Origin of the sequence: Pantoea sp. AN62, assembly GCF_050432985.1 — a bacterium.
In the GTDB taxonomy this organism is placed as follows: Bacteria; Pseudomonadota; Gammaproteobacteria; order Enterobacterales; family Enterobacteriaceae; genus Pantoea; species Pantoea brenneri.
In genome coordinates this window covers 78,495-102,577 of record NZ_JBNPYB010000009.1, presented here as the reverse complement: position 1 = coordinate 102,577, position 24,083 = coordinate 78,495, and the positions used below count along the sequence as shown (strand labels likewise).

Genomic DNA, 24,083 nt, shown 5'->3' with positions numbered 1-24,083 from the left:
GAAGCGAGGATGAAACGTATTGTGCTGGCCTGTGCCGCAGGCATGTCGACCTCAATGGTGGTAACGCGGATGGAAAAAGAGGCCGCCGCGCGTGGATTAGCCTTCCACATCTACGCCATTCCCGAGCAGAACCTGCAAGAGGAGCTGCAAAATTACGGCCACGAGGTGGTGGCGGTGCTGCTGGGGCCGCAGGTGCGCTTTAAGCTGGAAGCGAACAAAAAACTGACCGACAGCTATCAGTTGCCGATTGCGGTAATCGATTCTGTTGCCTATGGCACCCTGAATGGCGCAAAGGTACTCGATCAGGCGCTGGCTTTGATACACTGAGTCTCAGTTTGCGGGTCACTTCTCTGGCTCGCGGGCATTGTCGCGCAGGGAACGGCGGCAATGCCGTTAGCGCAATGATTGCAAAGGGTGACAGCGTGGACAAAGCCGAAGCGCCGCAAGAAAAAAAACAGTATCAGGAAATTGGTCAGCATCTGCGCCAGCAAATCTGCGACGGACACTATCCGGTGGGATCGCGCCTGCCGCCTGAACGCCAGCTGGCTGAAACCTGGGGCGTCAGCCGGACCATCGTCCGCGAAGCGCTATTAATGCTGGAGCTGGAAGGAACGGTGGATATTCGCCAGAGTTCCGGCGTCTACGTGATGCGCATTCCCTCCGCCAGCGATGATGAAGAAGAGGCCTTTTTCCGCAGCGATGTCGGTCCGTTTGAAATGCTGCAGGCGCGCCAGTTGCTGGAAAGCAACATCGCCGCGTTTGCCGCTAAAATGGCCACCAAAGCGGATATTGAAAATCTGCGCCGCACGCTGGAGCAGGAGCAGCGGGCCATCGCCGCCAACGACAGCAGTCAGGATAACGACAAGTTATTTCATCTGCTGCTGGCGGGAGCCAGTCAGAATCAGATGCTGCTCGACACCGTCACCAGTATCTGGCGTCATCACGACAGCAGTCCGCTGTGGCAGCAACTGCGCCCCCAGTTTGAAACCCGCGCCTACCGCCTGAAATGGCTGGGCGATCACCAGACCATTCTGGCCGCTCTGCGTCGTCGCGATGTGATGGGCGCATGGCAGGCCACCTGGCAGCATCTTGAGAATGTGAAGAATACGCTGCTTGAGCTGTCCGATGCGGATGCGCCTGACTTCGACGGTTACCTATTTGATTCAGTGCCGATCTTCCAGGGGAAACTGATGTAATGGAGATTGTGCCGCTCAGCGCCGTGCCCCATTTTGCCGATCAGATTACCGAATGGCAGTGGCGCGCTTTCGGCGAACCCAACAGCCGTGACTTCTTCGCCAGCATCGTCGCCAGCAGCCTGAGCGGCGCCGATTTCCCGGTCACTTTTGTCGCCGTTGAGGCAGGCAAGGCGATCGGCACGGCAGGTTTCTGGCGATGCGATCTGATCAGCCGTCAGGATCTGTTCCCGTGGCTGGCCGCACTGTATGTCGATGCGCCCGCGCGCGGCAAAGGCGTCAGCGACGCGTTGCAGCAGCGGGTGATTGCACACGCCCAGGATCAGGGGTATTCGCGGTTGTGGTTATGGTCGACCTTCAGCGGCTACTATGACCGTTTTGGCTGGCAGCCGCAGGGCGAGGCGCTGGAGTATCCCGATAAGCGCGTGCAGCTCTATTATCGGGATATATAAGGTGTGCCAGCCGCACTCGTGGCGGCCGGCAGCGGAGGACTCAGGGTGCCGGATAGGTATAACGGCGGTGGATCGCCTCAATGCCTTCCAGAATCTCTGCATTTAACGTCAGATTGAAGCTGTCGATATTGGTCTGCAGCTGCTCAAGCGTGGTCGCACCGAGCAGGGTGCTGGCAACAAACGGCTGCTGACGCACATAAGCCAATGCCATCTGTGACGGATCAATCTGGTGCTGGCGGGCTAACGCCACATACTCGGCAATCGCCTGCTGCGACTGCTCGCCGCTGTAGCGGGTAAAGCGACTGAACAGGGTATTACGGGCACCGGCAGGCTGCGCGCCATTCAGATACTTACCGCTCAGAGTACCGAACGCCAGGCTGGAGTAAGCCAGCAACTCAACCCCTTCATGCTGGCTGATTTCGGCCAGGCCCACTTCAAAGCTGCGGTTCAGCAGGCTGTAGGGGTTCTGGATGCTGATGATGCGCGGCAGTTCATGCTTCTCCGCCAGTTGCAGATAGCGCATTACGCCCCATGCGGTTTCATTCGACACCCCGATATAGCGAATCTTACCGGCGCGAACCTGCTCGGTCAGCGCTTCCAGCGTCTCCAGCAGCGTCACCTGGGCGGTGGTTTCACTGTACTGATAGCCCAGCTTGCCAAAATAGTTGGTCTGACGCTGCGGCCAGTGCAGCTGATAAAGATCGAGATAGTCGGTATTCAGGCGTTTCAGGCTGGCATCCAGCGCTTCACGGATGTTCTTGCGATCCAGCGCCATGTTAGGGCGAATCGACGCATCATTACCGTGCGACGGGCCCGACACTTTGCTGGCCAGAATGATTTTGTCACGGCTGCCGCGCTGCTTCAGCCAGCTGCCAATGTACTGTTCGGTCAGACCCTGGGTTTCCGGACGCGGTGGTACCGGATACATTTCGGCGGTATCAATAAAATTAATGCCGGAACGAATAGCCAAATCCAGTTGGGCATGGGCGTCGGCTTCACTGTTCTGCTCGCCAAACGTCATGGTGCCCAACCCCAGCTGACTCACTTCCAGCGTGCTATGGGGAATACGATGATAGTGCATTGCCAGCTTCCTTTTCTTTATGGAATGGAATGTTGTGTCCTCAGGGACTATAGCGCGAGCAATGGCGGGGAAGGAAGGGGGAAAAGTCGGGGAAATCGCCTGCCAGCGGGGAATCTGTGGCAGGCGAGACAATTTCGCACTTAGCGTTCAATGATGGTCGAGACCTCATCGCCGTTAATCTGTACTGCGTGACCCGACTGATCGGTGTACTGCACCAGCCCGGTCTCTTTATCAATGGTCGGCTTACCTTCGGTCATAATCATCCGGCCATCTTTCGTTGCCATTACATAATCAGAACTGCATCCGCTTAACATCGCTGCGGTTAGTGCCACAATGGCGATACCTGCCCATCCTTTCATCACGCCTCATCTCCACACATCATCGACTGCAAAAAGTGTAGTAATAAATCGTTTTGCCGGCCGGGTTAATCGTAGGAATCTGAAAATTTGCGGGCGAGCACGCTCGCCCTTGACTTTTCTATGCGGTTTTTTTCTTACTGCGCATCAGGTTAAGGCATTCAACCGCCATTGAGAAGAACATCGCGAAATAAATGTAACCTTTTGGTACATGAACCGCGAAACTCTCCAGAATCAGGGTGAAACCGACCAGAATCAGGAAGGCTAATGCCAGCATTTTGACCGACGGATGGCGCTCAACGAACTCACCAATGCTACGGGCTGCGAACATCATCATCAGCACCGCGATCACTACCGCAGCCATCATGATAAACAGATGATCGGAGAGGCCGATGGCGGTAATCACCGAATCGAGGCTGAAAATAATATCCAGCAGCATGATCTGCACGATTGCACCAAGGAACGAATGGACGTTAGATTTTTGTTCCGCTTCGTTACCTTCAATGGTTTCGTGGATCTCCATGCTCGATTTCCACAGCAGGAACAGACCCCCAGACAGCAGGATCAGATCGCGGGCAGAGAACGCATGGTCCATCAGGGTAAACAGCGGATTCGTCAGTCGGGCGACCCAGGCAATAGAGGCCAGCAGGGCCAGACGCATTAACATTGCGCCTAACAAACCGATACGGCGCGCGCTGGCTTGTTGATGCTTTGGCAGTTTAGCGACCACTAACGACAGGAAAATAATGTTATCAATACCCAGCACCACCTCAAGGATGGTCAGGGTTCCCAGTGCCAGCCAGGCATTGGGATCGGCAATCCACTCAAACATACCTACATTCAATCCTAAACGAAAATTAAACGGGGATTATACGCACTGAATTTGCTTCTCTCCCACAAAATTGCGCCACGTCAGATCAGAATGTCATTGTTAAAGCAGGAAGTGGCGCGCCAGCAGCGGTCCGGTAAAACTCTTTTTCAGGTAGAAACCGCGCGGTAAGGTTAGGATCGGTTGGCCGCGATCGCCAATTCCTTCGGTCAGGGCTTTACTGTTGGCCGCTTTGGGGCGGATTTGTAGCCAGGCACCGTGCCGTGCCGTGATCTGCTCAACCCGACCCAGCACGATCATGTCCATCAGCTCTTCCCAGTCCTGCCGCAGCATCTCATCTTCCTCCGCGTCGGGGCTCCAGAGTAGCGGCGCGCCGACCCGGCGCTGGCGCAGCGGAATGTCCCGCTGACCCTCGACCGGGATCCACAACACCCGCGCCAGTTTGTGTCGCACGTGGCTGGTCTGCCAGGTAACACCACTGTTACCGGTGAGCGGCGCGACGCAGACAAAGGTGGTTTCCAGCGGTTTGCCACTGGCATCAATCGGGATGGTTTTCAGCTCAATGCCGAGATGGGCGAAATCCTGTTCGGCTTTGCTACCGGCGCTGGCCCCGAGATGCCATTCCAGCAGCATACCCACCCAGCCTTTATCGCGTTTAAGATCGGCAGGCATCGTCAGACCTGCCCGTTCGGCCAACGTTTCCAGCGTTAACCCGGCTAAATCCTCTGCCCGGGCTAACAGGGTGGCTTCATCTTCAGGCGGTGCTGGCAGGTAGTTCATAGTGAAGACTCGCATTGCTCAAAAAATATACAGTATGTTGCACAGTGGGTTTACCCGAAATATTCACCGTGCTGAGTGGGGATAATAACATGATAGATCGTGCTTTTTTTACCGATTGGCCCTGGCAATATTATCGGACGCTTCAGGTTATCCCAACTTACTCGCAACAATGAACAGGATCTCATACCGGGTTATCCACAGAAAAATGGGATAACCGGCCTGACTGTGCGGTACTGGTTCCATTTACAGCCTTGACTTTCCCACTTTTGACCATAATTTGCCCGCTCTGGCCTAAGGCTGAACGATTCGTTGTGGATAACATGCTGGGTGGTTAAAATTCGCCCAACTGTAAAGAGTGGACAGTTTAATCGGCCATTTAACCTGAGCGTATTTTGTTAACTCATCTATTTTTGTCTTTATAATCATAGTGATAGTTAATTATCGCTTTTTGACGATGCAGACGCGCCTGACAGGGTTATTCAGTTAACTCCCGCGTTCTGCACAAAGCTATCCACAGAAAAGGTGAATAAGATCGGCTTTTCTGACCCCGATTGTTTATAACTAATGGCTTCTCTGTGAGTTATCCCGAAGTTTTACGCTTAACACCCCGTGAATCCAGTGGTTTACCGCCTGTAAGGAGTGTGAAACAATCAGGCTATTCAAATTTAGCTTTGAGGTAGTCCGGTGATCGATGATGATGGCTACCGCCCGAATGTTGGTATCGTAATTTGTAACAGGCAAGGACAAGTGTTATGGGCCAGGCGCTTTGGACAGCACTCCTGGCAATTTCCTCAGGGAGGCATCAATCCCGGTGAAACCGCTGAACAGGCGATGTATCGCGAACTGTTCGAGGAAGTTGGGTTACACCGTAAAGATGTTCGAATACTTGCATCTACCCGTAACTGGTTGCGCTACAAGTTGCCAAAACGTTTGGTGCGTTGGGACACAAAGCCGGTATGTATCGGCCAGAAACAAAAGTGGTTTCTTCTGCAGTTAATGTCTAATGACGCGGATATCAATGTGCAGCACAGCAGCACGCCTGAGTTCGACGGCTGGCGCTGGGTGAGCTTCTGGTATCCGGTGCGTCAGGTTGTCTCCTTCAAGCGCGACGTCTATCGTCGGGTAATGAAGGAATTCGCTGGCGTGGTGATGTCTATGCAGGAGAGTGCGGGGCAGCGAAACAATCCTGCCCATCGACGTAAGAGAGGATAGGCCACGCCCTTTATGCTCACTCAGTTGCGCGAAATTGTAGAAAAAGTGGCGAGTGCGCCGCGTCTGAATGAAGCACTCGACATTCTGGTCAATGAGATCTGTCTGGCGATGGAAACGGAAGTCTGTTCCGTTTACCTCGCCGATCACGATCGTCGCTGCTATTACCTGATGGCGACGCGCGGGCTGAAAAAGCCGCGTGGTCGCACCGTAACGCTGGCGTTTGACGAAGGCATTGTCGGGTTAGTCGGCCGTCTGGCCGAACCGATCAACCTTGCCGACGCGCAGAGTCACCCCAGCTTTAAATATATCCCCGCAGTTAAAGAGGAGCGCTATCGCTCCTTCCTCGGCGTGCCTGTTATCAGCCGTCGCCAGTTGCTTGGCGTGCTGGTGGTCCAGCAGCGTGAACATCGCCAGTTCGATGAGAGTGAAGAATCGTTTCTGGTGACGCTGGCCACACAGATGGCGGCGCTGCTGTCGCAATCGCAGATGGGCCAGCTGTTTGGCCAGTTCCGCCAGACCCGGGTGCGCGCGATTGCGGCAGCACCCGGTGTGGCAGTGGCACCGGGCTGGGTCGATGAGACGCAGCCGCTGCTCGATCAGGTTTCCGCCGCGTCAACGCTGGATGTTCAGCGTGAACGTGAACGCCTGTCGCTCGCCATGAGCGAAGCTGCCAGTGAGTTCCGCCGCTTCAGCAAACGGTTTAGCGCCAGCGTGCAGAAAGAGAGCGCGGCGATCTTCGACCTTTACTCGCACCTGTTAACCGATGCCCGACTGAAGAAAGATCTGTTCGATGAGATCGAACGTGGATCGGTGGCAGAGTGGGCGGTTAAACAGGTAATCGAGAAGTTTGCCGAACAGTTCGCCCGGCTGACCGACAGCTATCTGCGCGAACGCGCAGGCGATCTGCGGGTGCTGGGTCAGCGGCTGTTATTTCACCTCGATGATTCGCTAGTGGGCACCAATGCCTGGCCGGAGCGCTTCGTGCTGGTGGCCGATGAGCTGACCGCCACCTCTCTGGCCGAGCTGCCGCACGAACGGCTGGCCGGGGTGGTGGTGCGCGATGGTGCCGCCAACTCCCACGCGGCGATCCTGACGCGCGCTATGGGTATCCCGACGGTGATGGGTGCGGATATTCTGCCGCATCAGCTGAATAAACGGCTGCTGATCGTCGATGGTTACCGTGGCGAGCTGTTAATCGATCCCGAACCGGTGCTGGTGCAGGAGTACCAGCGTCTGATCAGCGAAGAAAATGCGCTGAGCAAGATGGCGGAAGGAGTAGTCGATCAACCGGGTGAGCTGAAAAGCGGCGAGCGCGTACAGGTGATGCTCAATGCCGGTTTAAGTCCGGAACATGAGCAGGCGCTGGGCAGCTGGGTTGACGGCATCGGTCTCTACCGCACTGAAATTCCCTTCATGCTGCAAAATGGCTTTCCGTCAGAAGAGGAGCAGGTGGCGCAGTATCAGGGCATGTTGCAGCTGTTTCACAACAAGCCCGTCACGCTGCGCACCCTCGATGTCGGAGCAGATAAACAGCTGCCGTACATGCCGATCAGCGAAGAGAATCCCTGCCTGGGCTGGCGCGGTATCCGCCTGACGCTTGACCAGCCGGAGATTTTTCTGGTGCAGGTCCGGGCGATGCTGCGGGCGAATGCAGCATCCGGCAACCTCAGTATTCTGCTGCCGATGATCAGTCATATTGATGAAATCGACGAAGCGAAACGGCTGATCGATCGCGCCGGTCGTGAAGTGGAAGAGATGCTGGGCTATGCAATTCCCGCGCCGCGCATAGGCATCATGATCGAAGTGCCGTCGATGCTGTTTATGATCCCGCATCTGGCGTCGCGCGTAGACTTTGTTTCAGTCGGCACCAACGATTTGACCCAGTATCTGCTGGCGGTGGACCGCAATAACACCCGCGTGGCCAATCTTTACGACTCGCTGCACCCGGCGATGCTGCGCGCGCTGCATGCCATTGCGCATGAAGCCCGTCTGGCCAATCTGGAACTCTGCCTGTGTGGTGAAATGGCGGGCGATCCGATGTGCGTCGCGCTGCTGGTGGGCATGGGTTATCACCACCTCAGCATGAACGGTAAAAACGTTCCGCGGGTAAAATACCTGCTGCGCCATCTGGATCATGAAGAAGCGCAAAAGTTGAGTGAGCAGGGAATGAATGCGCATACCGCCACCGAGGTTCGTCATCTGGTTTCGACCTTTATGGAGCGTCGTGGACTGGGCGGGCTGATTCGGGGAGGCCGCTAAGCGCCACTTCAGGCTATTTTATTTGCCATTCTGGTCCTGGGCAGTGCTCACAATCCTCACGTACCAGGTGTACGCTCCGGTTGTTGCGCGCTGTACATGACCAGACTGGCTGCAACAATGTACGCCTGACGGGTCAGGCTATTTTATTTGCCATTCTGGCCCCGGGCAGTGCTCACAATCCTCACGTACCAGGTGTACGCTCCGGTTGTTGCGCGCTGTCCGTGACCAGTCTGGCTGCAACAATGTACGCCTGAAGGGTCAGACTATTTTATTTGCCATTCTGGCCCCGGGCAGTGCTCACAATCCTCACGTACCAGGTGTACGCTCCGGTTGTTGCGCGCTGTACATGACCAGTCTGGCTACAACAATGTACGCCTGAAGGGTCAGACTCTGGGCGTTATCCGCGTTTACATTTGCGGGACAATTCACAAAACCGGCTGTGCTATGATGCGCAGCCTTAATTTATGTGCCTGACAACGCCCCTTTTTAGGGTTGAAAAATAGACGGTGAATGATGAATAACGGCTATATTGCATTTCCGCAGTTCGATCCGGTGATCTTCTCGATCGGACCGGTTTCGCTGCACTGGTACGGTCTGATGTATCTGGTAGGCTTCGTTTTCGCCATGTGGCTGGCGGTGCGCCGTGCCAATCAGCCTGGCAGCGGCTGGAAAAAAGAGGAAGTGGAAAACCTGCTGTATGCCGGTTTCCTCGGCGTGTTTCTGGGCGGGCGTATCGGTTACGTGCTGTTCTACAATTTACCGCTGTTCCTCGAAAACCCGCTCTATCTGTTCAAAGTCTGGGATGGCGGCATGTCATTCCACGGTGGCCTGATCGGGGTGATTGTGGTGATGCTGGTGTTCGCTCGCCGTACCAAACGTAACTTCTTCCAGGTGGCTGATTTCATCGCGCCACTGATCCCGTTTGGTCTGGGTGCGGGCCGTCTCGGCAACTTCATTAACGGCGAGCTGTGGGGCCGTGTCGATCCGGGCTTCCCGTTTGCCATGCTGTTCCCGGGATCACGCAGCGAAGATGTGGCGCTGGCTGCCACTAACCCACAGTATCAGGCGCTGCTCAATACCTACGGCGTCCTGCCGCGTCATCCTTCGCAGCTTTATGAACTGATCCTGGAAGGGGTGGTGCTGTTCATCATCCTTAACCTGTTTATCCGTAAGCCGCGTCCGATGGGCAGCGTCTCTGGCCTGTTCCTGATCGGTTACGGTGCATTCCGTATCATCGTCGAGTTCTTCCGCCAGCCGGACGCCCAGCTTGGCCTGTTTGAAGGCGGGATCAGTATGGGACAGATTCTCTCCGTTCCGATGATTATCGCCGGTATTGCCATGATGATTTGGGCCTATCGTCGTCGTCCACAGCCACAATTTCGCGAGGAAAAATGAAACAGTATCTGGACCTGATGCAACATGTGCTGAATGAAGGCACGCCAAAAGCTGACCGCACCGGTACCGGCACGCTTTCAATTTTTGGTCACCAGATGCGTTTCAATCTGCAGGAGGGTTTCCCTCTGGTCACCACTAAAAAATGCCACATCCGTTCAATCATTCATGAACTGCTGTGGTTCCTGAAAGGTGATACCAACATCGGTTACCTGAAGGAAAATAACGTCTCAATCTGGGATGAGTGGGCTGATGAAAGGGGCGATCTTGGCCCGGTTTATGGCAAACAGTGGCGCAGCTGGGGCACGGCCAGCGGCGAGCAGATCGACCAGATCAGCAAGGTGATCGCGCAGCTGAAAAGCGACCCCGACTCACGCCGGATTATCGTTTCAGCCTGGAACGTCGGTGAACTGGATCAGATGGCGCTGGCACCGTGCCACGCGTTCTTCCAGTTCTATGTGGCTGACGGCAAACTCTCCTGTCAGCTTTACCAGCGCTCCTGCGATATCTTCCTCGGCCTGCCGTTTAATATTGCCAGCTACGCGCTGCTGGTACATATGGTGGCGCAGCAGTGCGACCTGCAGGTCGGTGACTTTGTCTGGACCGGTGGCGATACCCATCTCTACAGTAATCATCTGGAGCAGGCACGCCTGCAACTGACCCGCGAGCCGCGTCCGCTGCCGAAGCTGGTGATCAAGCGCAAGCCAGCCTCGCTGTTTGACTACCAGTTTGATGACTTCGAAATTGAAGGTTACGATCCGCATCCGGCGATCAAAGCGCCTGTCGCAATCTGATACCTGCTGTGAAAAAGCCCCGGTGCTGCCCTGCACGCCGGGGCTTTTTTTTACCTGTCTGCGTCAAAATATGCGGCATGGCTCGCAGCGTCATGCCACCAGATGTCCGATGATCGTCCTCTCTGTGACCCTTTTTCCAGCCGCATAACAACCCGCTTGTCCCCGCTTTCTCCACCCGGCACGCTAGCCCGATGAAAACACACTTGTTACGCGGCTTTACCCTGCCGGAACTGCTGGTGGTGATGGTGATTGCCGGAATACTGAGCCTTGGCGCACTTCACGGCTGGCAGCGCTGGCAGCAACGGCAGCAGCTACGCGACACTGCCCAGCAACTGCAGGGTTTTCTGTTGCGGCTTCGTGCGCAGGCTTACCGGCAAAATCGCGACCTGGTCCTGTGGTCACGTCCGGGAAAGCCCTGGTGTATTGGCGGCGGCAGTCTGCCGCTCGGGGCGTGTCAGTCAGGAAAGCGTCTGCATTTCATTGCACCCCATGCTGGGGTGATGTTAAACGGGCTACGCGGTGAGCCGGGCTTTTACGGCCGTCGCAACGTCGCCCGGGCAGGCAGCATTGAGCTAAGGAATGAGGCAGGAGAGCTGCGGCTGATTATTTCCACCCGGGCCCGGATCCGCTTTTGTTTTACCGACGCCGGAGCGTGCCGTTGAAAACCGCCGGGTTCAGCCTGCTGGAAATGCTGATGGCGATGGCGATCGGCGCCGTCCTGATGGTCAGTGCCGGACGTTTTTTACCGCTGCTGCTCGGCGAGAATGTCGGGTTGCTGCAGCGGGCGCAGCTGCGCCAGGAGCTGCAGCAGATTATCGCCACGCTGGAAAAGGCGGTGCGACGCGCAGGCTATTGTCACGGTGAGTGCGGCAACAGCGCGCTCACCCTCAGTGAAAACTGCCTGCTGCTGCGCTGGGATGAAAACAGCAACGGTCAGTGGGACGGCGTTAACCAGGCGGCTAGCGATTACTATGGTTATCGCCTGCGGTTGCAGCAACTGGAGATGCAGCGCGGGGTTAATGACTGTCGCGCGGGTGGCTGGGAACGGCTCTCCGATCCGGCTTTCCTGACGCTGGAGCAGTTCAGTGTGACCCGCCAGCAGAGGCAGATCCATTTGCGGCTGCAGGGACGTGCCGGGCGCTGGCTGGAAACGGTAGAGAGCTGGGTGGAGGCTGAAAATCTGTGAGGCAGCACGGCAGCAGTACGCTGGGTATGGTGTTGATGCTGTTAGTCATCGGCAGCCTCACGCTGCACGCCAGCCGAAAAATGTTAGAGCAGGGGATGCTGCTACTGGCTGATGAGCAGCAGTTTATTCAGGATTTCTGGCGGGCGCAGTCGGCGCTGCAATGGGGCCTCTCCCTTAGCTGGTCTGCGGGCGAAACGGTCGGTTGTCAGCATGATGAACGTCAGGGATGGCGCAGTTGCTTACAGCGAGGTGAAGATGGAGAAGGTCTGCTTAAAGGTGAAGCCAGTGGCAGCGGAACGGCAGTGTGGCAGTGGGTCTCGCTCCATCAGAGTCGTATTCAGCCGCTACCGCATGGCTGGATCGACTACTGCCCGCGAGCCAGAACGGACGACTGTCTGTGAGGCGGCGGGATTCAGCCTGCCGGAAGCGTTATTTGCTCTGCTGTTAATGGCATTAAGCAGCAGCGCGCTGCTGCAGTATCATCGCGCGCTCACGTTCGGGTTCAGCCAGCAGTGGAATCAGCGAGAGGCGTGGCGGGTGGCGGAACAACGGCTGATTGGGCATGAGAGTGCTGGCTGGCGCACCACCCTGCAAATCCAGAACGGCCCGGCGGGCTGCCGGCTGGAACGCGCCGACGTGCTGGGACCGCAGCAGCGCAGCGCCAGCCTGACGCGATTACGCTGTTAAACCGCCCGAATGACGCCCTTTTGATGGGCTTCAACCGCGATACGCGGTAGAGTTACCGGGCCGCAATACCGCAGTTATGTTATGAGTCGCCACAGGAGTTTTCATGTTTCACGTTTATCACTCTAATCAGCTTGATGTGCTGAAGATTCTGGCGGCTGCGGTGATTAAACATGATCCTCTGGATGATCCTTTCGCCTCTGAAATGGTGCTGGTGCAAAGTCCGGGTATGGCGCAGTGGCTGCAAATGGAGCTGGCGCAGACCTTTGGTATCGCGGCCAACATCGAATTCCCGTTGCCGGCCAGTTTCATCTGGGAGATGTTTGTCCGGGTGCTGCCCGATATTCCGGTCGAGAGTGCGTTCAGCAAAGCCAGCATGAGCTGGAAGCTGATGCATCGTTTGCCGGTGATGCTGGAACACGAGGAGTTTATCTCGCTGCGCCACTATCTGCACGACGATGGCGATAAGCGAAAACTGTTCCAGCTGAGCTCACGAGTGGCGGATCTGTTTGACCAGTATCTGGTCTATCGCGCCGACTGGCTCAACAGCTGGGAGCGCGGTGAAACCATTGACGGGCTGGGTGAGGCACAGCGCTGGCAGGCGGCGCTGTGGCGCGATCTGGTCAGTTATACCGAAACGCTGCGTCAGCCAAAATGGCACCGTGCCAATCTCTATGCGCGATTTATCCAGACGCTGGAGCAGGCGCAACACACGCCGGAAAATCTGCCGAAACGGGTATTCATTTGCGGCATCTCCGCGCTGCCGCCGGTCTATTTACAGGCGTTGCAGGCGCTGGGACGCCACATAGATATTCATTTGCTGTTTACCAATCCCTGCCGCGATTACTGGGGCGATATTCAGGATTATGCCTTTCTGGCTAAGCTGCAAAGCCGCCAGCGTCGGCGTCATGGTGCGGATGAGCAGCGCGGATTATTCCGCGATGTGGAGCAGGCGCCCGCGTTATTCAATGATGCTGGTGAACAACAGCTGACCAATCCACTGCTCGCCTCATGGGGCAAGCTGGGACGCGATAATCTGTTTCTGCTCAGCCAGATGGAGGCCAATGACGACATTGACGCCTTTGTTGAGGTGGAAGAAGACAACCTGCTGCACTGCCTGCAGTCCGATCTGCTTAATCTGCAGGACAACGCCGTGATCGGGCTCGACGCCGCGCAACTGGCGCACAGCGATCAGAAACGCCGGCTCGATCCGCAGGATCGTTCGGTGGCGGTGCAGGTATGCCACAGTGCTCAGCGTGAAGTCGAAGTATTACAGGATCATCTGTTAGCGCTGATGGAGGCTGACCCGACGCTGAAAGCGCGTGACATTATTGTCATGGTGGCCGATATCGACGCCTATGCGCCGTTTATTCAGGCGGTTTTCGCCAATGCCTCCGCAGACCGTTATTTACCCTTCGCCATTTCAGACCGCCGCGCCAGTCAGGCGCATCCGGCCATTGTGGCATTCCTGCATTTGCTGGCGCTGCCGGACAGTCGGTTTGTCTCCGAGGATGTGCTGGCGCTGCTGGATGTGCCGGCGCTGGCCAGCCATTTCGCCATTGATGAAAGCGGGCTGCGTCTGTTGCGGCGCTGGGTCAGTGAATCGGGCGTACGCTGGGGGCTGGATGACGCCAGCGTAGAAGCTTTATCATTACCGATAACCGGCCAGCATACCTGGCGTTTTGGTCTGCAACGCATGCTGCTGGGCTACGCGATGGAGAGCCACAACGGGGACTGGGAAGGGATTCTGCCGTACGATGAATCAAGCGGCCTGGTGGGTGAACTGGCTGGCCATCTGGCGGAGCTGTTGTCCCGGCTTAACCACTGGCGGCAACTGCTGGCCGAGCCGCGGCCACTGCAGGCGTGGCTGCCGTTGTGTCGGGAATTGCTGAACGCATTTTTAAGCCCCGATGCCGAAACCGAAGCGGCGCTGCTGCTGGTGGAAGAGCAGTGGCAGACACTGATTGAATATGGCATGGACGCCAGGTTTGAAGAGGCGATTCCGATCACGCTGCTGCGTGACGATCTTCGCAGCCGGCTGGATCAGCAGCGTATCAGCCAGCGATTCCTGGCCGGGCAGATCAACTTCTGTACCCTGATGCCGATGCGTTCGATCCCGTTCAAAGTGGTCTGTTTACTAGGCATGAATGATGGCGTCTATCCGCGCACTTTAGCGCCGTTAGGTTTCGATCTGATGCAGCAGCAATCACGTAAAGGCGATCGCAGCCGCCGTGATGATGACCGTTATCTGTTTCTTGAGGCGCTGATTTCTGCACAACAGCAGCTCTACATCAGCTATATCGGCCGGGCAATTCAGGATAATACGGAACGCTACCCGTCGGTGCTGGTCACAGAACTGCTGGATTATATCGGGCAGAGTTTTTATCTGGACGGCGATGAAGAGCGCGATCTGGATGAGAGCGCTGCGCGGGTACGGGACCATCTGCAACATCTGCACAGCCGGATGCCGTTTGCTGCCGAGAATTTCCAGCCTGCCGCCAGGCTGCAGAGCTTTGCCCGCGAATGGTTACCTGCCGCACAGGGCGCAGGCCAACCGCAACCCGATTTTGTTCAGCCGCTGGAAGCGCCGTCGATTGAGGCGTTGACGCTGGAGGCGTTTCTGCGCTTCTGGCGCCATCCGGTGCGGGCGTGGTTTCATCAGCGGCTCGGGGTAAATTTCTGGCTGGAAGAGAACGAACTGCCCGACAGCGAACCGTTCGCTCTCGACAATCTGGAGCGTTATCAGATTAACGCGCAGTTGCTGAATGCGCTGGTGGAAGGGGAGGATACCCAGCGGCTCTATGCGCATCACCGTGCGGCGGGTAATCTGCCTTACGGCGCATTTGGCGAACTGTTCTGGCAGGCGCAGCGTGATGAGATGCAGGAAGTGGCGGCAGAAGTGGTGACGCAGCGCAGTGAAGGCGAGAGCTGGGAAGTCAATCTGCAACTGGAACAGGTCAGCCTGACCGGCTGGCTCACCCAGGTGCAGGATGACGGCCTGTTGCGCTGGCGGCCTGGGGTGCTGAACATGAACGACGGGCTGCTGCTCTGGCTGGAACATCTGGTCTATTGCGCACTGGGCGGCACCGGCAGCAGCCGGATGTTTGGCCGACAGCAGAGTCGCTGGCGCTTTCTGGCGGTAAACCCGCCGGCGGCCGTCGCGGCACTGAATGACTATGTGGCGGGCTATTTCGCCGGCATGCGTCAGCCGCTGATGCTGCTCAACAAAAGCGGCGGTGCCTGGTTAACGGCCAGCTATGACAAAAAAAGTCAGCAGCTACTGACCGATGAAGCGACCCAGCTTAAAGCGCGCAATCGCCTGCTGACTGCGTGGTCAGGCAGTTATCAGGTTGAGGGAGAAGGCAGCGATCCTTACCTGCAACGCCTGTGCCGCGTGCTGGATGAAACACAGCTACAACAGATAACTGAGGCGGCACAACGCTGGTATTTACCGGTGCTGGCTGCACATCAGGATGATGAATAGCAGGCCAGACAGCAATTTGCTCACTGGCCAATTACATAGAAAGTTTGCTCTGCTTTGAGCCGCGGTGTCAGGCACTGGCGGTTTATTGGGTAACGTAAGGGGTTTACATGCGGACATACGCACGCTGGTTTGCGGCGCTTCTGATAGGCCTGGTGGCTTGTACTGCCATAGCGCAGACCGAATCGGGCTGGCAACCAATTAACGACATCATTCGCAAGAGTGAACACGATCCCCGTCAGTATCAGGCTATCCGGCTCGACAATGGCATGACGGTATTACTGGTTTCCGATCCGGTTGCCCCCAAATCGCTGGCGGCACTGACCTTACCGATTGGCTCACTGGACGATCCTGACCAGCAGCTCGGCCTGGCGCACTATCTGGAGCATATGGTGCTGATGGGATCAACCCATTACCCTCAGCCGGACAATCTGGCTGAGTTCCTGAAAAAGCACGGTGGCAGCCACAATGCCAGTACCGCCTCTTACCGCACCGCCTTTTATCTGGAAGTGGAAAATGCTTCGCTGGAGCCGGCGGTGGATCGTCTGGCAGATGCGGTTGCCGCGCCGCTACTTGATCCGGTCAACGCCGATCGGGAACGCCATGCGGTCAACGCTGAACTGACGATGGCGCGCTCGCGCGACGGGTTACGCATGGCGCAGGTCGGGGCAGAAACGCTCAACCCGGCCCACCCGGCGTCGCGTTTTTCCGGCGGTAATCTCGATACGCTCAAAGACAAACCCGACAGCAAACTGCACCAGGCGCTGCTGGATTTCTACCATACCCATTACTCCGCCAATCTGATGAAAGCGGTGATCTACAGCAACAAAACCTTGCCGGAGATGGCGTCAATTGCGGCCAAAACCTTTGGTCGGGTGGCTAACCATAACGCCAGCGTACCGGCAATCAGCGTACCGGTGGTGACGGCTGAGCAGCAGGGCATTCTGATCCATTACGTTCCGGCTCAGCCACGCAAACAGCTTAAGATTGAGTTTCGCATTGCTAATAACAGCGACCGTTTTCGCAGCAAAACCGACACCCTGATTAGCTACCTGATCAGCAACCGCAGTAAAAATACCCTGACCGACTGGCTGCAAAAACAGGGCTTAGCCGACGGGGTGAATGCCGGGGCTGACCCGATGACCGATCGCAACGGCGGCGTGTTTGCGATTACCGCCTCGCTGACCGACAAAGGTCTGGCGCAGCGCGATGAAGTGGTCGCAGCCATTTTTAGCTACATCAACCTGCTGCGTGAGCAGGCAGATGATAAGCGCTATTTCGATGAGGTCTCTCACGTGCTGGCGCTCGACTTCCGCTATCCCTCAATTACCCGGGATATGGATTACATCGAATGGCTGGCAGATACCATGCTGAGGGTGCCGGTTGAGCACGCGCTGGATGCGCCTTATCTGGCGGATCAGTATGATGTCGCGGCCATCAAGGCACGGCTGGATCAGATGACGCCACAGCAGGCGCGTATCTGGTATATCAGCCCGCAGGAACCGCACAATAAACAGGCGTACTTTGTTGATGCGCCGTATCAGGTTGAAAAAATTACGCCGGCGACCTTTGCCGACTGGCAACAACGCAGCAGCCAGATTGCGCTTTCGATGCCCACGCTGAATCCTTATATTCCGGATGACTTCACCCTGCTGCCGGCGGACGATAAACACTATTCACATCCGGTCAGGCTGGAAAATGATGCCGGTATGCGTATCTACTGGATGCCCAGTCAGTTTTACGCCAGCGAGCCAAAAGCTGCGATTACCCTGGCGCTGCGTAACAAGAACGCCATCAGTGATGCGCGCCAGCAGGTACTGTTTGGCCTCAATGACTACCTCTCCAGCCTGGCGCTGGATGAGCTGAACTCGCAGGCATCGGTCGGTGGCATCAGTTTTTCAACCGGCGAAAATGAGGGGCTGGTGTTTAGCGCCAGCGGCTTTACTCAGCGCCTGCCAACCCTGCTGAAGAAGCTGGTTGAAGGCTATGCTCACTTCCAGCCGACGCAACAGCAGCTGGAGCAGGCCAAATCCTGGTATCTGGAACGGCTGGAGGCAGCGGACAAAGGTAAAGCTTTTGAACAGGCGATTCAGCCGATGCAGTTGCTGTCGCAGTTGCCCTACACCCAGCGGGAAACGCGTCGCAAGTTGGTCAGTGCTATCACACTTAAGGATGTCACCGCCTATCGCGATGAACTGTTCCGCGCGGCAACGCCGGAAATGATGGTGGTGGGTAACCTGAGTGCCGACAGCGTGATCCAGCTGGGGCGTGAACTGAAGCAGCAGATGCAGAGCACCGGCACTGACACCTGGCGCAGTAAGTATGTGACGTTCGAAAAACCGCTTAAAGCCAACCTGCAACAGAAGGGCAGCAGCACCGATTCTGCCTTAGCGGCGCTCTATATACCGCTCGGCTATGGCGAATACCAGAGTATGGCGAACAGCTCGATGCTGAGTCAGATTGTGCAGCCGTGGTTCTACAACCAGCTACGCACTGAAGAGCAACTTGGCTATGCGGTGTTTGCCTTCCAGATGCCGGTAGGCCGTCAGTGGGGGATCGGTTTCCTGCTGCAGAGCAACAGCAAACAACCGGCCTGGCTGCTGCAGCGCTATCAGGCCTTCTATCCGCAGGCGGAGAAACGCTTACGCACGATGAGTCAGGCCGATTTTGCCCAGTATCAGCAGGCGATGATCAATGATCTGCAGCAGCGTCCTCAGACACTGGATGAGGAGGCGGATCGCTATAGCCGCGACTTTGACCGCCAGAATGACGACTTTGACACGCGCCAGAAAGTGATTGCGCAGATTAAACAGCTGACTCCAGCCAGCCTGGCTGATTTCTTCCAGCATGCGGTGATACAACACACCGGTATGGTGATGACCTCGCAGATCGCGGGAAACAGCAACGAAAAAGTGGCCTTTGCCCAGCTGCCAGGCTGGAAAACCTGGAATGAAGTGGCGCAGTTGCAGCAGTCGCTGCCGGTAAAGAGTGAGACCCAATGACGCAGTTACCTGCCGAATCCCTGAATCCCTTAACGCTGCCGCTCAGAGGTGAGCGGCTGATTGAGGCCTCAGCGGGGACCGGAAAAACCTTTACCATTGGTTTGCTCTATCTTCGTCTGCTGTTGGGATTGGGCGGCGAAAATGCTTACAGCCGGCCGCTGTCGGTTGAAGAAATTTTAGTGGTGACCTTCACCGAGGCCGCGACCGCTGAACTGCGCGGACGTATCCGCGAGAATATTCATCAGCTGCGGCTGGCCTGTATTCGCGGTAGCAGCGGCGATCCGATGCATCAGCTGCTGCTTGACCAGATACCGGATTTAGCGCACGCCGCAGCGCAACTGCTGGCGGCCGAGCGGCAGATGGATGAAGCGGCGATCTTTACTATCCACGGTTTCTGCCAGCGGATGCTCAACCTCAACGCGTTTGAATCGGGCATGCTGTTTGAGCAGGAGCTGATTGAAGATGAGCAGGCGCTGCTGAAGCAGTCGACCGCCGATTTCTGGCGGCGGCAGTGCTATCCGCTGTCGCTTGATGTGGCGCGGGTAATTGCGGCGGAATGGAGCGGGCCGGACAGCCTGCTGACCACGCTGCGCCCCTGGCTACAGGGTGAATCGCCCAGCCTGAAGCGGCCACCTGCTGCCGATGAGACTCTGGCGTCACGTCACGCCCGCAATCTGGCGCGCATTACGTCAATCAAGCAGCAGTGGCAGTCGCTCAGTGCCGACGTGGAAGGCATCATCAGCGCGTCCGGCGTTGATAAGCGCAGCTACAGCAGTAAAAACCTGCCGGTCTGGGTGGCGAAAGTCACGCAGTGGGCCAACAGCGAAACGCTGGATTACCAACTGCCGAAAGAGCTGGAGCGTTTTGGTCAGCAGGTGCTGGAGGAGAAAACCAAAAAAGGTGAAGCCCCGCGCCATCCGGTGTTTGACGCAATCGATCAGTTTCTGGCGGAACCGCTGTCGCTGCGGGATGTGATCATTGCACAGGCGCTGACTGACGTGCGCGCCACCGTCCAGCGTGAGAAACGGCTGCGGGCGCTGTTAGGCTTTGATGATCTGCTGAGCAAGCTGGATGAGGCGTTGCAGCAACCGGGCGGCACCCTGCTGGCTGACACCATTCGGGCACGGTTCCCGGTCGCCCTGATCGATGAGTTTCAGGATACCGATCCGCAGCAGTACCGCATTTTCCGCACGCTCTATATCAACCAGCCAGAACAGGCGCTATTGCTAATCGGTGACCCTAAGCAGGCGATTTATGCCTTCCGCGGCGCGGATATTTTTACTTATCTGCGCGCGCGAAGTGAAGTTAGCGCTCACTACACGCTCGATACTAACTGGCGCTCGTCGCCGGAAATGGTCGATAGCGTTAACCGGCTGTTTTCTCAGCTGGAATCCCCATTTCTGTTCTCCGCTATTCCTTTCCTGCAGGTCAAACCGGCGGCACCGAATCAGGCGCTGAAACTGATCTATGACGATCGGCCGCAACCGGCGCTGCGTTTCTGGTTACAACCCGGTGCAGGCGTCGGCAGCAGCGATTATCAGCAGTTTATGGCGCGTCAGTGTGCGGCGGATATCAGCCGCTGGCTGGTGGCCGGACAGCAGGGACGCGCCTGCTTAGGAAAGGGTGACTCGCTGCGTCCGGTGCGCGCATCCGATATCACCGTGCTGGTGCGTAGTCGTAACGAAGCGGGTTTGATCCGCGATGCGCTCAATGCACTGTCGATTCCCTCGGTCTATCTCTCCAGTCGCGACAGCGTCTATACCACGCCTGAAGCGCGGGAACTGCTGTGGCTGCTGCAGGCGATCCAGGCACCGGAGCAGGAGCGACTGGTGCGCAGTGCGCTGGCGACCTCTATCTTCGCCATTGACGCCGCCACGCTCGATGCACTGACCCAAAATGAGCGCGAATGGGATGCGCTGGTCGAGCAGTTTGCCGTCTGGCAGCAGCTCTGGCACCAGCGTGGTGTGTTGCCGATGCTGCGCGACGTGATGATCAAGCGTCAGCTGGCTGAAAATATGCTGGCCTCCGAAAACGGTGAGCGCCGCCTGACCGATCTGATGCATCTGGGCGAACTGTTACAGGAAGCCTCAGTGCAGCTCGACAGTCCGCATGCGCTGGTGCGCTTTCTGGCCCAGCAGATTGCGCGGCCCAATAGCCAGGCGGCCAGCCAGCAGCTGCGGCTGGAAAGCGATCGCCATCTGGTGCAAATCGTCACCATCCATAAATCGAAAGGGCTGCAATATCCGCTGGTCTGGCTGCCGTTTGCCGCCGGCTACCGTGAGGCGGCCAGTGCGCTTTATCACGATCGTGAAAGTTTTGCCGCCTTGCTGGATGTGCAGGGTGATGCACAGAGCATGGAACTGGCTGAAGAGGAGCGACTGGCAGAGGACTTGCGACTGCTTTATGTGGCGCTGACCCGTTCGGTTTATCACTGCAGCGTCGGTATTGCGCCGTTGATCAAAGGAACGCGTAAAAAAGAGGGCGACAGCGATCTGCACAAGAGCGCGCTCGGTTATCTGGTGCAGCGGGGCGAAGCGGCCGATGCGCAACAGCTCAGCCAGCGGTTAGCGGCGTTAAGCGGCAACGGGATCGAGGTGATCGCTGACGATCTGCGGCCGGGTGAAGTCTGGCAGGATCGGCCGACCGGCGATGAAGCCTTAAGCAGTCGTGAGGTGACGCGCGCGCTGGCCGATGCCTGGCGGGTCACCAGTTACTCGGGCCTGCAACAGCACCACAGCTCCGCACTGCTGGATGCGCTGCCGAATTTCGATATTGATGCGGCAGGCGAAGAGGAGAGCGGCGAAGAAGCGGCTCTCACGCCTCACCACTTTCCACGCGGTGCCGCACCGGGAACCTTTTTGCACGGTCTGTTTGAATCGATCGACTTTGCCGAACCGCCGGATGCGTTCTGGCTGGAAGATCAGTTGCAGCATCATGGCTATCCGCTGAGCTGGTTACCGGTGATCCAGCAGTGGATTGAGCGGGTACTGCATACGCCGCTCAATGATGACGGCCTGACGCTGTCGGCGATAAACAGCAGTGACCGGCTGATCGAGATGGAGTTCTATCTGCCTATCAATAATCTGCTGACCGCTGCCGAGCTTGACGATCTGCTGCGCCGTCACGACCCGCTATCACAACAGGCGGCGGCACTCGATTTTCGTCAGGTGCAGGGCATGCTAAAAGGCTTTATCGATCTGGTGTTCCGCTGGCAGGGAAAATATTATCTGCTCGACTATAAGTCGAACTGGCTGGGAGAGAGCCACGCCGCGTATACCCCACAGGCGATGGCGCAGGCAATGATCGACCACCGCTACGATTTACAGTATCAGCTGTATACCCTGGCGCTGCATCGCTATCTTCAGCACCGTCTGCAGGATTATGATTATCAGCGCCACTTCGGCGGGGTGTTTTATCTGTTTTTACGCGGGATGGATGGCAGTTCGCCGGATAACGGTATTTTCGCCACCCGTCCCAGCGAAGCCTTTATTGAAGAGATAGATGCGTTGTTTGGTCATACCAGGGAGATGTCATGAGTGAAATGCTGAGCTTACTGCTTCAGGCGGTAGAAAAGCGTCTCCTGCGGCCGTTAGATATTCAGTTTGCCCGCCTGCTGGCGGATGAATCACAACCGGTGTTGCTGCTCGCGGCGGCCTGCGTTAGTGCGGAAGCGGGAGAAGGTCATGTCTGTCTGCCGCTGGATAACCTGAGCGAAGCGGGCCTGTTTGCGGGCCGTCAGCCCGCGCTGGCGCAGGCTCTGTGGCAGGCTGCCGGCGCGCCGGATGACTGGCCATCGCTGCTGGCCGGCTGGTCTGCGGTCAGTGACGGCAGCCTGATTACCCCCCTGGTACTCAGTAACCGCCGTCTCTATCTGCATCGTCTGTGGCACAGCGAGGGCAGAGTGGCGAGCTTCTTTGCCCTGCAGGAAGTGAAATCGGCGTTTGACGCCGAGGCGGCCAGTGAGGTGCTGAATACCCTGTTTGGCAATCGTCCGGATGACTGGCAGAAAATCGCCGCTGCTGTAGCGCTGACCCGCAAGACCGCCGTTATTTCCGGCGGGCCCGGCACCGGAAAAACCACTACGGTGGCCAAACTACTCGCCGCACTGATACGGCTTAATCCCGGCAACTTACGGATTCAGTTAGCCGCTCCAACCGGCAAAGCCGCGGCGCGGCTCACCGAATCGCTTGGCAACGCGTTGCAAAATTTAGCCGTCAGCGAGGAAGAACGTCAGCGCTTTCCGACGGAGGCGACCACGCTGCATCGCCTGCTGGGCGCGCAGCCGGATACCCAGCGTCTGCGCTATCACGCCGGTAACCGGCTGCATCTCGATGTGCTGGTGGTCGATGAAGCCTCAATGGTCGATCTGTCGATGATGGCGAAGCTGATTGCCGCACTGCCGGCCCATGCGCGGGTAGTCTTCCTTGGCGATCGTGACCAGCTGGCTTCGGTCGAGGCGGGGGCCGTGCTGGGCGATATCTGTCGCTGTACCGAAAGCGGCTACAGTCTGGCACGTGCGGAACAGCTCGCATTGCTGACCGGGTGTGCGCTGCAGGGCAGTGACGATCGGCTGGCGCCTGCCGTTCGCGACAGTATCTGCCTGCTGCAAAAAAGTTACCGTTTTGACGCAAAATCGGGCATTGGCCAGCTGGCTCAGGCAATTAACCTCGGCGATGCACAGCAGGTGAAAGCGGTGTTCGCCGCGGGCTATCAGGATCTCAGCTATCAGCCGTTAACCAGTGGCGAAGCCTATCAGGCGATGCTGGATGATGTGGCGCAGGGCTATCAGCCTTATTTGCAGCTGATCCGGCAACAGGCATCACCGGCCGAGGTGCTGGCCGCCTTTGGCCGCTATCAGCTGCTGTGTGCGTTACGAGACGGGCCCTTTGGCGTTCAGGGTCTTAACCAGCGGGTTGAACAACGGCTGATGCAGCTGCAGCGAATCCGTCGCCCCGCGATCGGCGGGCGCTGGTATGCCGGACGACCGGTGATGATCACCCGTAACGACAGTGCGCTGGGGCTGTTCAACGGCGATATCGGCATTACGCTGCGCGACGAAGAAGGCAACCTGAAAGTCTTTTTCCCGTTGCCGGATGGCAGCATCAAAGCGATTCAGCCGAGCCGCTTGCCCTCGCATGAAACTGCCTGGGTGATGACGGTACACAAATCGCAGGGGTCGGAGTTTGAACATACTGCGCTGGTGATGCCAACCCAGTTTTTGCCGGTATTGACCCGTGAGCTGGTCTATACCGCGATTACTCGCGCCCGCAAACAGCTGACGCTCTACAGCGATCCTGGAGTGTTCCAGCGAGCCGTACAGCTGCAAACGCAGCGGCGTAGCGGTCTGGTTGAGCGGCTGGGCGAGGCAGGATAACCGGCAGG

The 24,083-nt window shown here is 57.3% G+C and carries 19 protein-coding genes; 15 read left to right on the top strand and 4 right to left on the bottom strand.

Annotated features, from left to right (window positions below):
- The first annotated feature begins 9 nt into the window (after window positions 1–9).
- The 3 genes from FHW04_RS12260 (at window position 10) to FHW04_RS12250 (ending at window position 1,645) form a co-directional block, all read left to right on the top strand.
- Window positions 10–327: a PTS sugar transporter subunit IIB gene (locus FHW04_RS12260; RefSeq protein ID WP_031376200.1), complete on the top strand. Its 318-nt coding sequence runs from the start codon at window positions 10–12 to the stop codon at window positions 325–327.
- Window positions 328–422: 95 nt separating this feature from the next.
- Complete coding sequence (locus FHW04_RS12255; protein ID WP_031376199.1) at window positions 423–1,196, top strand: FCD domain-containing protein; 774 nt, start codon at window positions 423–425, stop codon at window positions 1,194–1,196.
- A complete protein-coding gene (locus tag FHW04_RS12250) occupies window positions 1,196–1,645 on the top strand; it encodes a GNAT family N-acetyltransferase (protein ID WP_089561203.1) in 450 nt (149 codons plus the stop codon). Before FHW04_RS12255 ends, FHW04_RS12250 begins: the two co-directional genes overlap by 1 nt.
- Window positions 1,646–1,685: 40 nt before the next feature.
- On the opposite strand, the gene FHW04_RS12245 is transcribed toward FHW04_RS12250, so the two are convergent.
- The 4 genes from FHW04_RS12245 to mutH form a co-directional block, all read right to left on the bottom strand.
- A complete protein-coding gene (locus tag FHW04_RS12245; RefSeq protein ID WP_089561202.1) occupies window positions 1,686–2,726 on the bottom strand; it encodes an NADP(H)-dependent aldo-keto reductase in 1,041 nt (346 codons plus the stop codon).
- A gap of 140 nt (window positions 2,727–2,866) precedes the next feature.
- Complete coding sequence (locus FHW04_RS12240; protein ID WP_031376196.1) at window positions 2,867–3,085, bottom strand: YgdI/YgdR family lipoprotein; 219 nt, start codon at window positions 3,083–3,085, stop codon at window positions 2,867–2,869.
- Between the two features lie 118 nt (window positions 3,086–3,203).
- Entirely contained in the window at window positions 3,204–3,914 is a 711-nt protein-coding gene (locus FHW04_RS12235; RefSeq protein ID WP_031376195.1) for a TerC family protein, read from the bottom strand.
- A 99-nt stretch (window positions 3,915–4,013) separates the two neighbouring features.
- Window positions 4,014–4,691 (bottom strand): DNA mismatch repair endonuclease MutH, encoded by a 678-nt coding sequence (gene mutH / locus FHW04_RS12230; RefSeq protein ID WP_031376194.1) that lies wholly within the window; start codon window positions 4,689–4,691, stop codon window positions 4,014–4,016.
- A 684-nt stretch (window positions 4,692–5,375) separates the two neighbouring features.
- Between mutH and rppH the strand changes: the two genes are divergently transcribed.
- The 12 genes from rppH to recD all read left to right on the top strand — a co-directional run bounded on the left by rppH (window position 5,376) and on the right by recD (window position 24,075).
- Window positions 5,376–5,903, top strand: a complete 528-nt coding sequence (rppH, locus tag FHW04_RS12225; protein WP_031376193.1) for an RNA pyrophosphohydrolase — start codon at window positions 5,376–5,378, stop codon at window positions 5,901–5,903.
- Window positions 5,904–5,915: 12 nt separating this feature from the next.
- Complete coding sequence (ptsP, locus tag FHW04_RS12220; protein WP_031376192.1) at window positions 5,916–8,162, top strand: phosphoenolpyruvate--protein phosphotransferase; 2,247 nt, start codon at window positions 5,916–5,918, stop codon at window positions 8,160–8,162.
- Between the two features lie 513 nt (window positions 8,163–8,675).
- Entirely contained in the window at window positions 8,676–9,557 is an 882-nt protein-coding gene (gene lgt, locus FHW04_RS12215) for a prolipoprotein diacylglyceryl transferase (RefSeq protein WP_031376191.1), read from the top strand.
- Window positions 9,554–10,348 (top strand): thymidylate synthase, encoded by a 795-nt coding sequence (thyA, locus tag FHW04_RS12210; RefSeq protein ID WP_089561201.1) that lies wholly within the window; start codon window positions 9,554–9,556, stop codon window positions 10,346–10,348. The genes lgt and thyA overlap by 4 nt, the downstream gene beginning before the upstream one ends.
- Before the next feature lie 191 nt (window positions 10,349–10,539).
- Window positions 10,540–11,010 (top strand): prepilin-type N-terminal cleavage/methylation domain-containing protein, encoded by a 471-nt coding sequence (locus tag FHW04_RS12205; protein WP_069728875.1) that lies wholly within the window; start codon window positions 10,540–10,542, stop codon window positions 11,008–11,010.
- Window positions 11,007–11,534 (top strand): prepilin peptidase-dependent protein, encoded by a 528-nt coding sequence (locus FHW04_RS12200; protein ID WP_176035889.1) that lies wholly within the window; start codon window positions 11,007–11,009, stop codon window positions 11,532–11,534. The genes FHW04_RS12205 and FHW04_RS12200 overlap by 4 nt, the downstream gene beginning before the upstream one ends.
- Window positions 11,531–11,935, top strand: a complete 405-nt coding sequence (locus FHW04_RS12195; RefSeq protein ID WP_031376187.1) for a DUF2509 family protein — start codon at window positions 11,531–11,533, stop codon at window positions 11,933–11,935. The genes FHW04_RS12200 and FHW04_RS12195 overlap by 4 nt, the downstream gene beginning before the upstream one ends.
- Window positions 11,886–12,221, top strand: coding sequence for a prepilin-type N-terminal cleavage/methylation domain-containing protein (locus FHW04_RS12190; RefSeq protein ID WP_089561200.1), 336 nt, complete (start codon window positions 11,886–11,888; stop codon window positions 12,219–12,221). Before FHW04_RS12195 ends, FHW04_RS12190 begins: the two co-directional genes overlap by 50 nt.
- Window positions 12,222–12,324: 103 nt before the next feature.
- A complete protein-coding gene (gene recC, locus FHW04_RS12185) occupies window positions 12,325–15,702 on the top strand; it encodes an exodeoxyribonuclease V subunit gamma (protein WP_089561199.1) in 3,378 nt (1,125 codons plus the stop codon).
- A gap of 107 nt (window positions 15,703–15,809) precedes the next feature.
- A complete protein-coding gene (gene ptrA, locus FHW04_RS12180) occupies window positions 15,810–18,701 on the top strand; it encodes a pitrilysin (RefSeq protein ID WP_089561198.1) in 2,892 nt (963 codons plus the stop codon).
- A complete protein-coding gene (gene recB, locus FHW04_RS12175) occupies window positions 18,698–22,237 on the top strand; it encodes an exodeoxyribonuclease V subunit beta (protein ID WP_069728880.1) in 3,540 nt (1,179 codons plus the stop codon). Before ptrA ends, recB begins: the two co-directional genes overlap by 4 nt.
- Complete coding sequence (gene recD / locus FHW04_RS12170; RefSeq protein ID WP_089561197.1) at window positions 22,234–24,075, top strand: exodeoxyribonuclease V subunit alpha; 1,842 nt, start codon at window positions 22,234–22,236, stop codon at window positions 24,073–24,075. Before recB ends, recD begins: the two co-directional genes overlap by 4 nt.
- The last annotated feature ends 8 nt before the right edge of the window (window positions 24,076–24,083 follow it).

Excerpts from the sequence above, each read along its gene's own strand:
- FHW04_RS12260 (WP_031376200.1), top strand. The coding sequence starts at position 10 with ATGAAACGTATTGTGCTGGCCTGTGCCGCAGGCATGTCGACCTCAATG.
- FHW04_RS12250 (WP_089561203.1), top strand. The coding sequence starts at position 1,196 with ATGGAGATTGTGCCGCTCAGCGCCGTGCCCCATTTTGCCGATCAGATT.
- FHW04_RS12245 (WP_089561202.1), bottom strand. The coding sequence starts at position 2,726 with ATGCACTATCATCGTATTCCCCATAGCACGCTGGAAGTGAGTCAGCTG.
- FHW04_RS12240 (WP_031376196.1), bottom strand. The coding sequence starts at position 3,085 with ATGAAAGGATGGGCAGGTATCGCCATTGTGGCACTAACCGCAGCGATG.
- FHW04_RS12235 (WP_031376195.1), bottom strand. The coding sequence starts at position 3,914 with ATGTTTGAGTGGATTGCCGATCCCAATGCCTGGCTGGCACTGGGAACC.
- mutH (WP_031376194.1), bottom strand. The coding sequence starts at position 4,691 with ATGAACTACCTGCCAGCACCGCCTGAAGATGAAGCCACCCTGTTAGCC.
- ptsP (WP_031376192.1), top strand. The coding sequence starts at position 5,916 with ATGCTCACTCAGTTGCGCGAAATTGTAGAAAAAGTGGCGAGTGCGCCG.
- lgt (WP_031376191.1), top strand. The coding sequence starts at position 8,676 with ATGAATAACGGCTATATTGCATTTCCGCAGTTCGATCCGGTGATCTTC.
- thyA (WP_089561201.1), top strand. The coding sequence starts at position 9,554 with ATGAAACAGTATCTGGACCTGATGCAACATGTGCTGAATGAAGGCACG.
- FHW04_RS12205 (WP_069728875.1), top strand. The coding sequence starts at position 10,540 with ATGAAAACACACTTGTTACGCGGCTTTACCCTGCCGGAACTGCTGGTG.
- FHW04_RS12190 (WP_089561200.1), top strand. The coding sequence starts at position 11,886 with ATGGCTGGATCGACTACTGCCCGCGAGCCAGAACGGACGACTGTCTGT.
- recC (WP_089561199.1), top strand. The coding sequence starts at position 12,325 with ATGTTTCACGTTTATCACTCTAATCAGCTTGATGTGCTGAAGATTCTG.
- ptrA (WP_089561198.1), top strand. The coding sequence starts at position 15,810 with ATGCGGACATACGCACGCTGGTTTGCGGCGCTTCTGATAGGCCTGGTG.
- recB (WP_069728880.1), top strand. The coding sequence starts at position 18,698 with ATGACGCAGTTACCTGCCGAATCCCTGAATCCCTTAACGCTGCCGCTC.
- recD (WP_089561197.1), top strand. The coding sequence starts at position 22,234 with ATGAGTGAAATGCTGAGCTTACTGCTTCAGGCGGTAGAAAAGCGTCTC.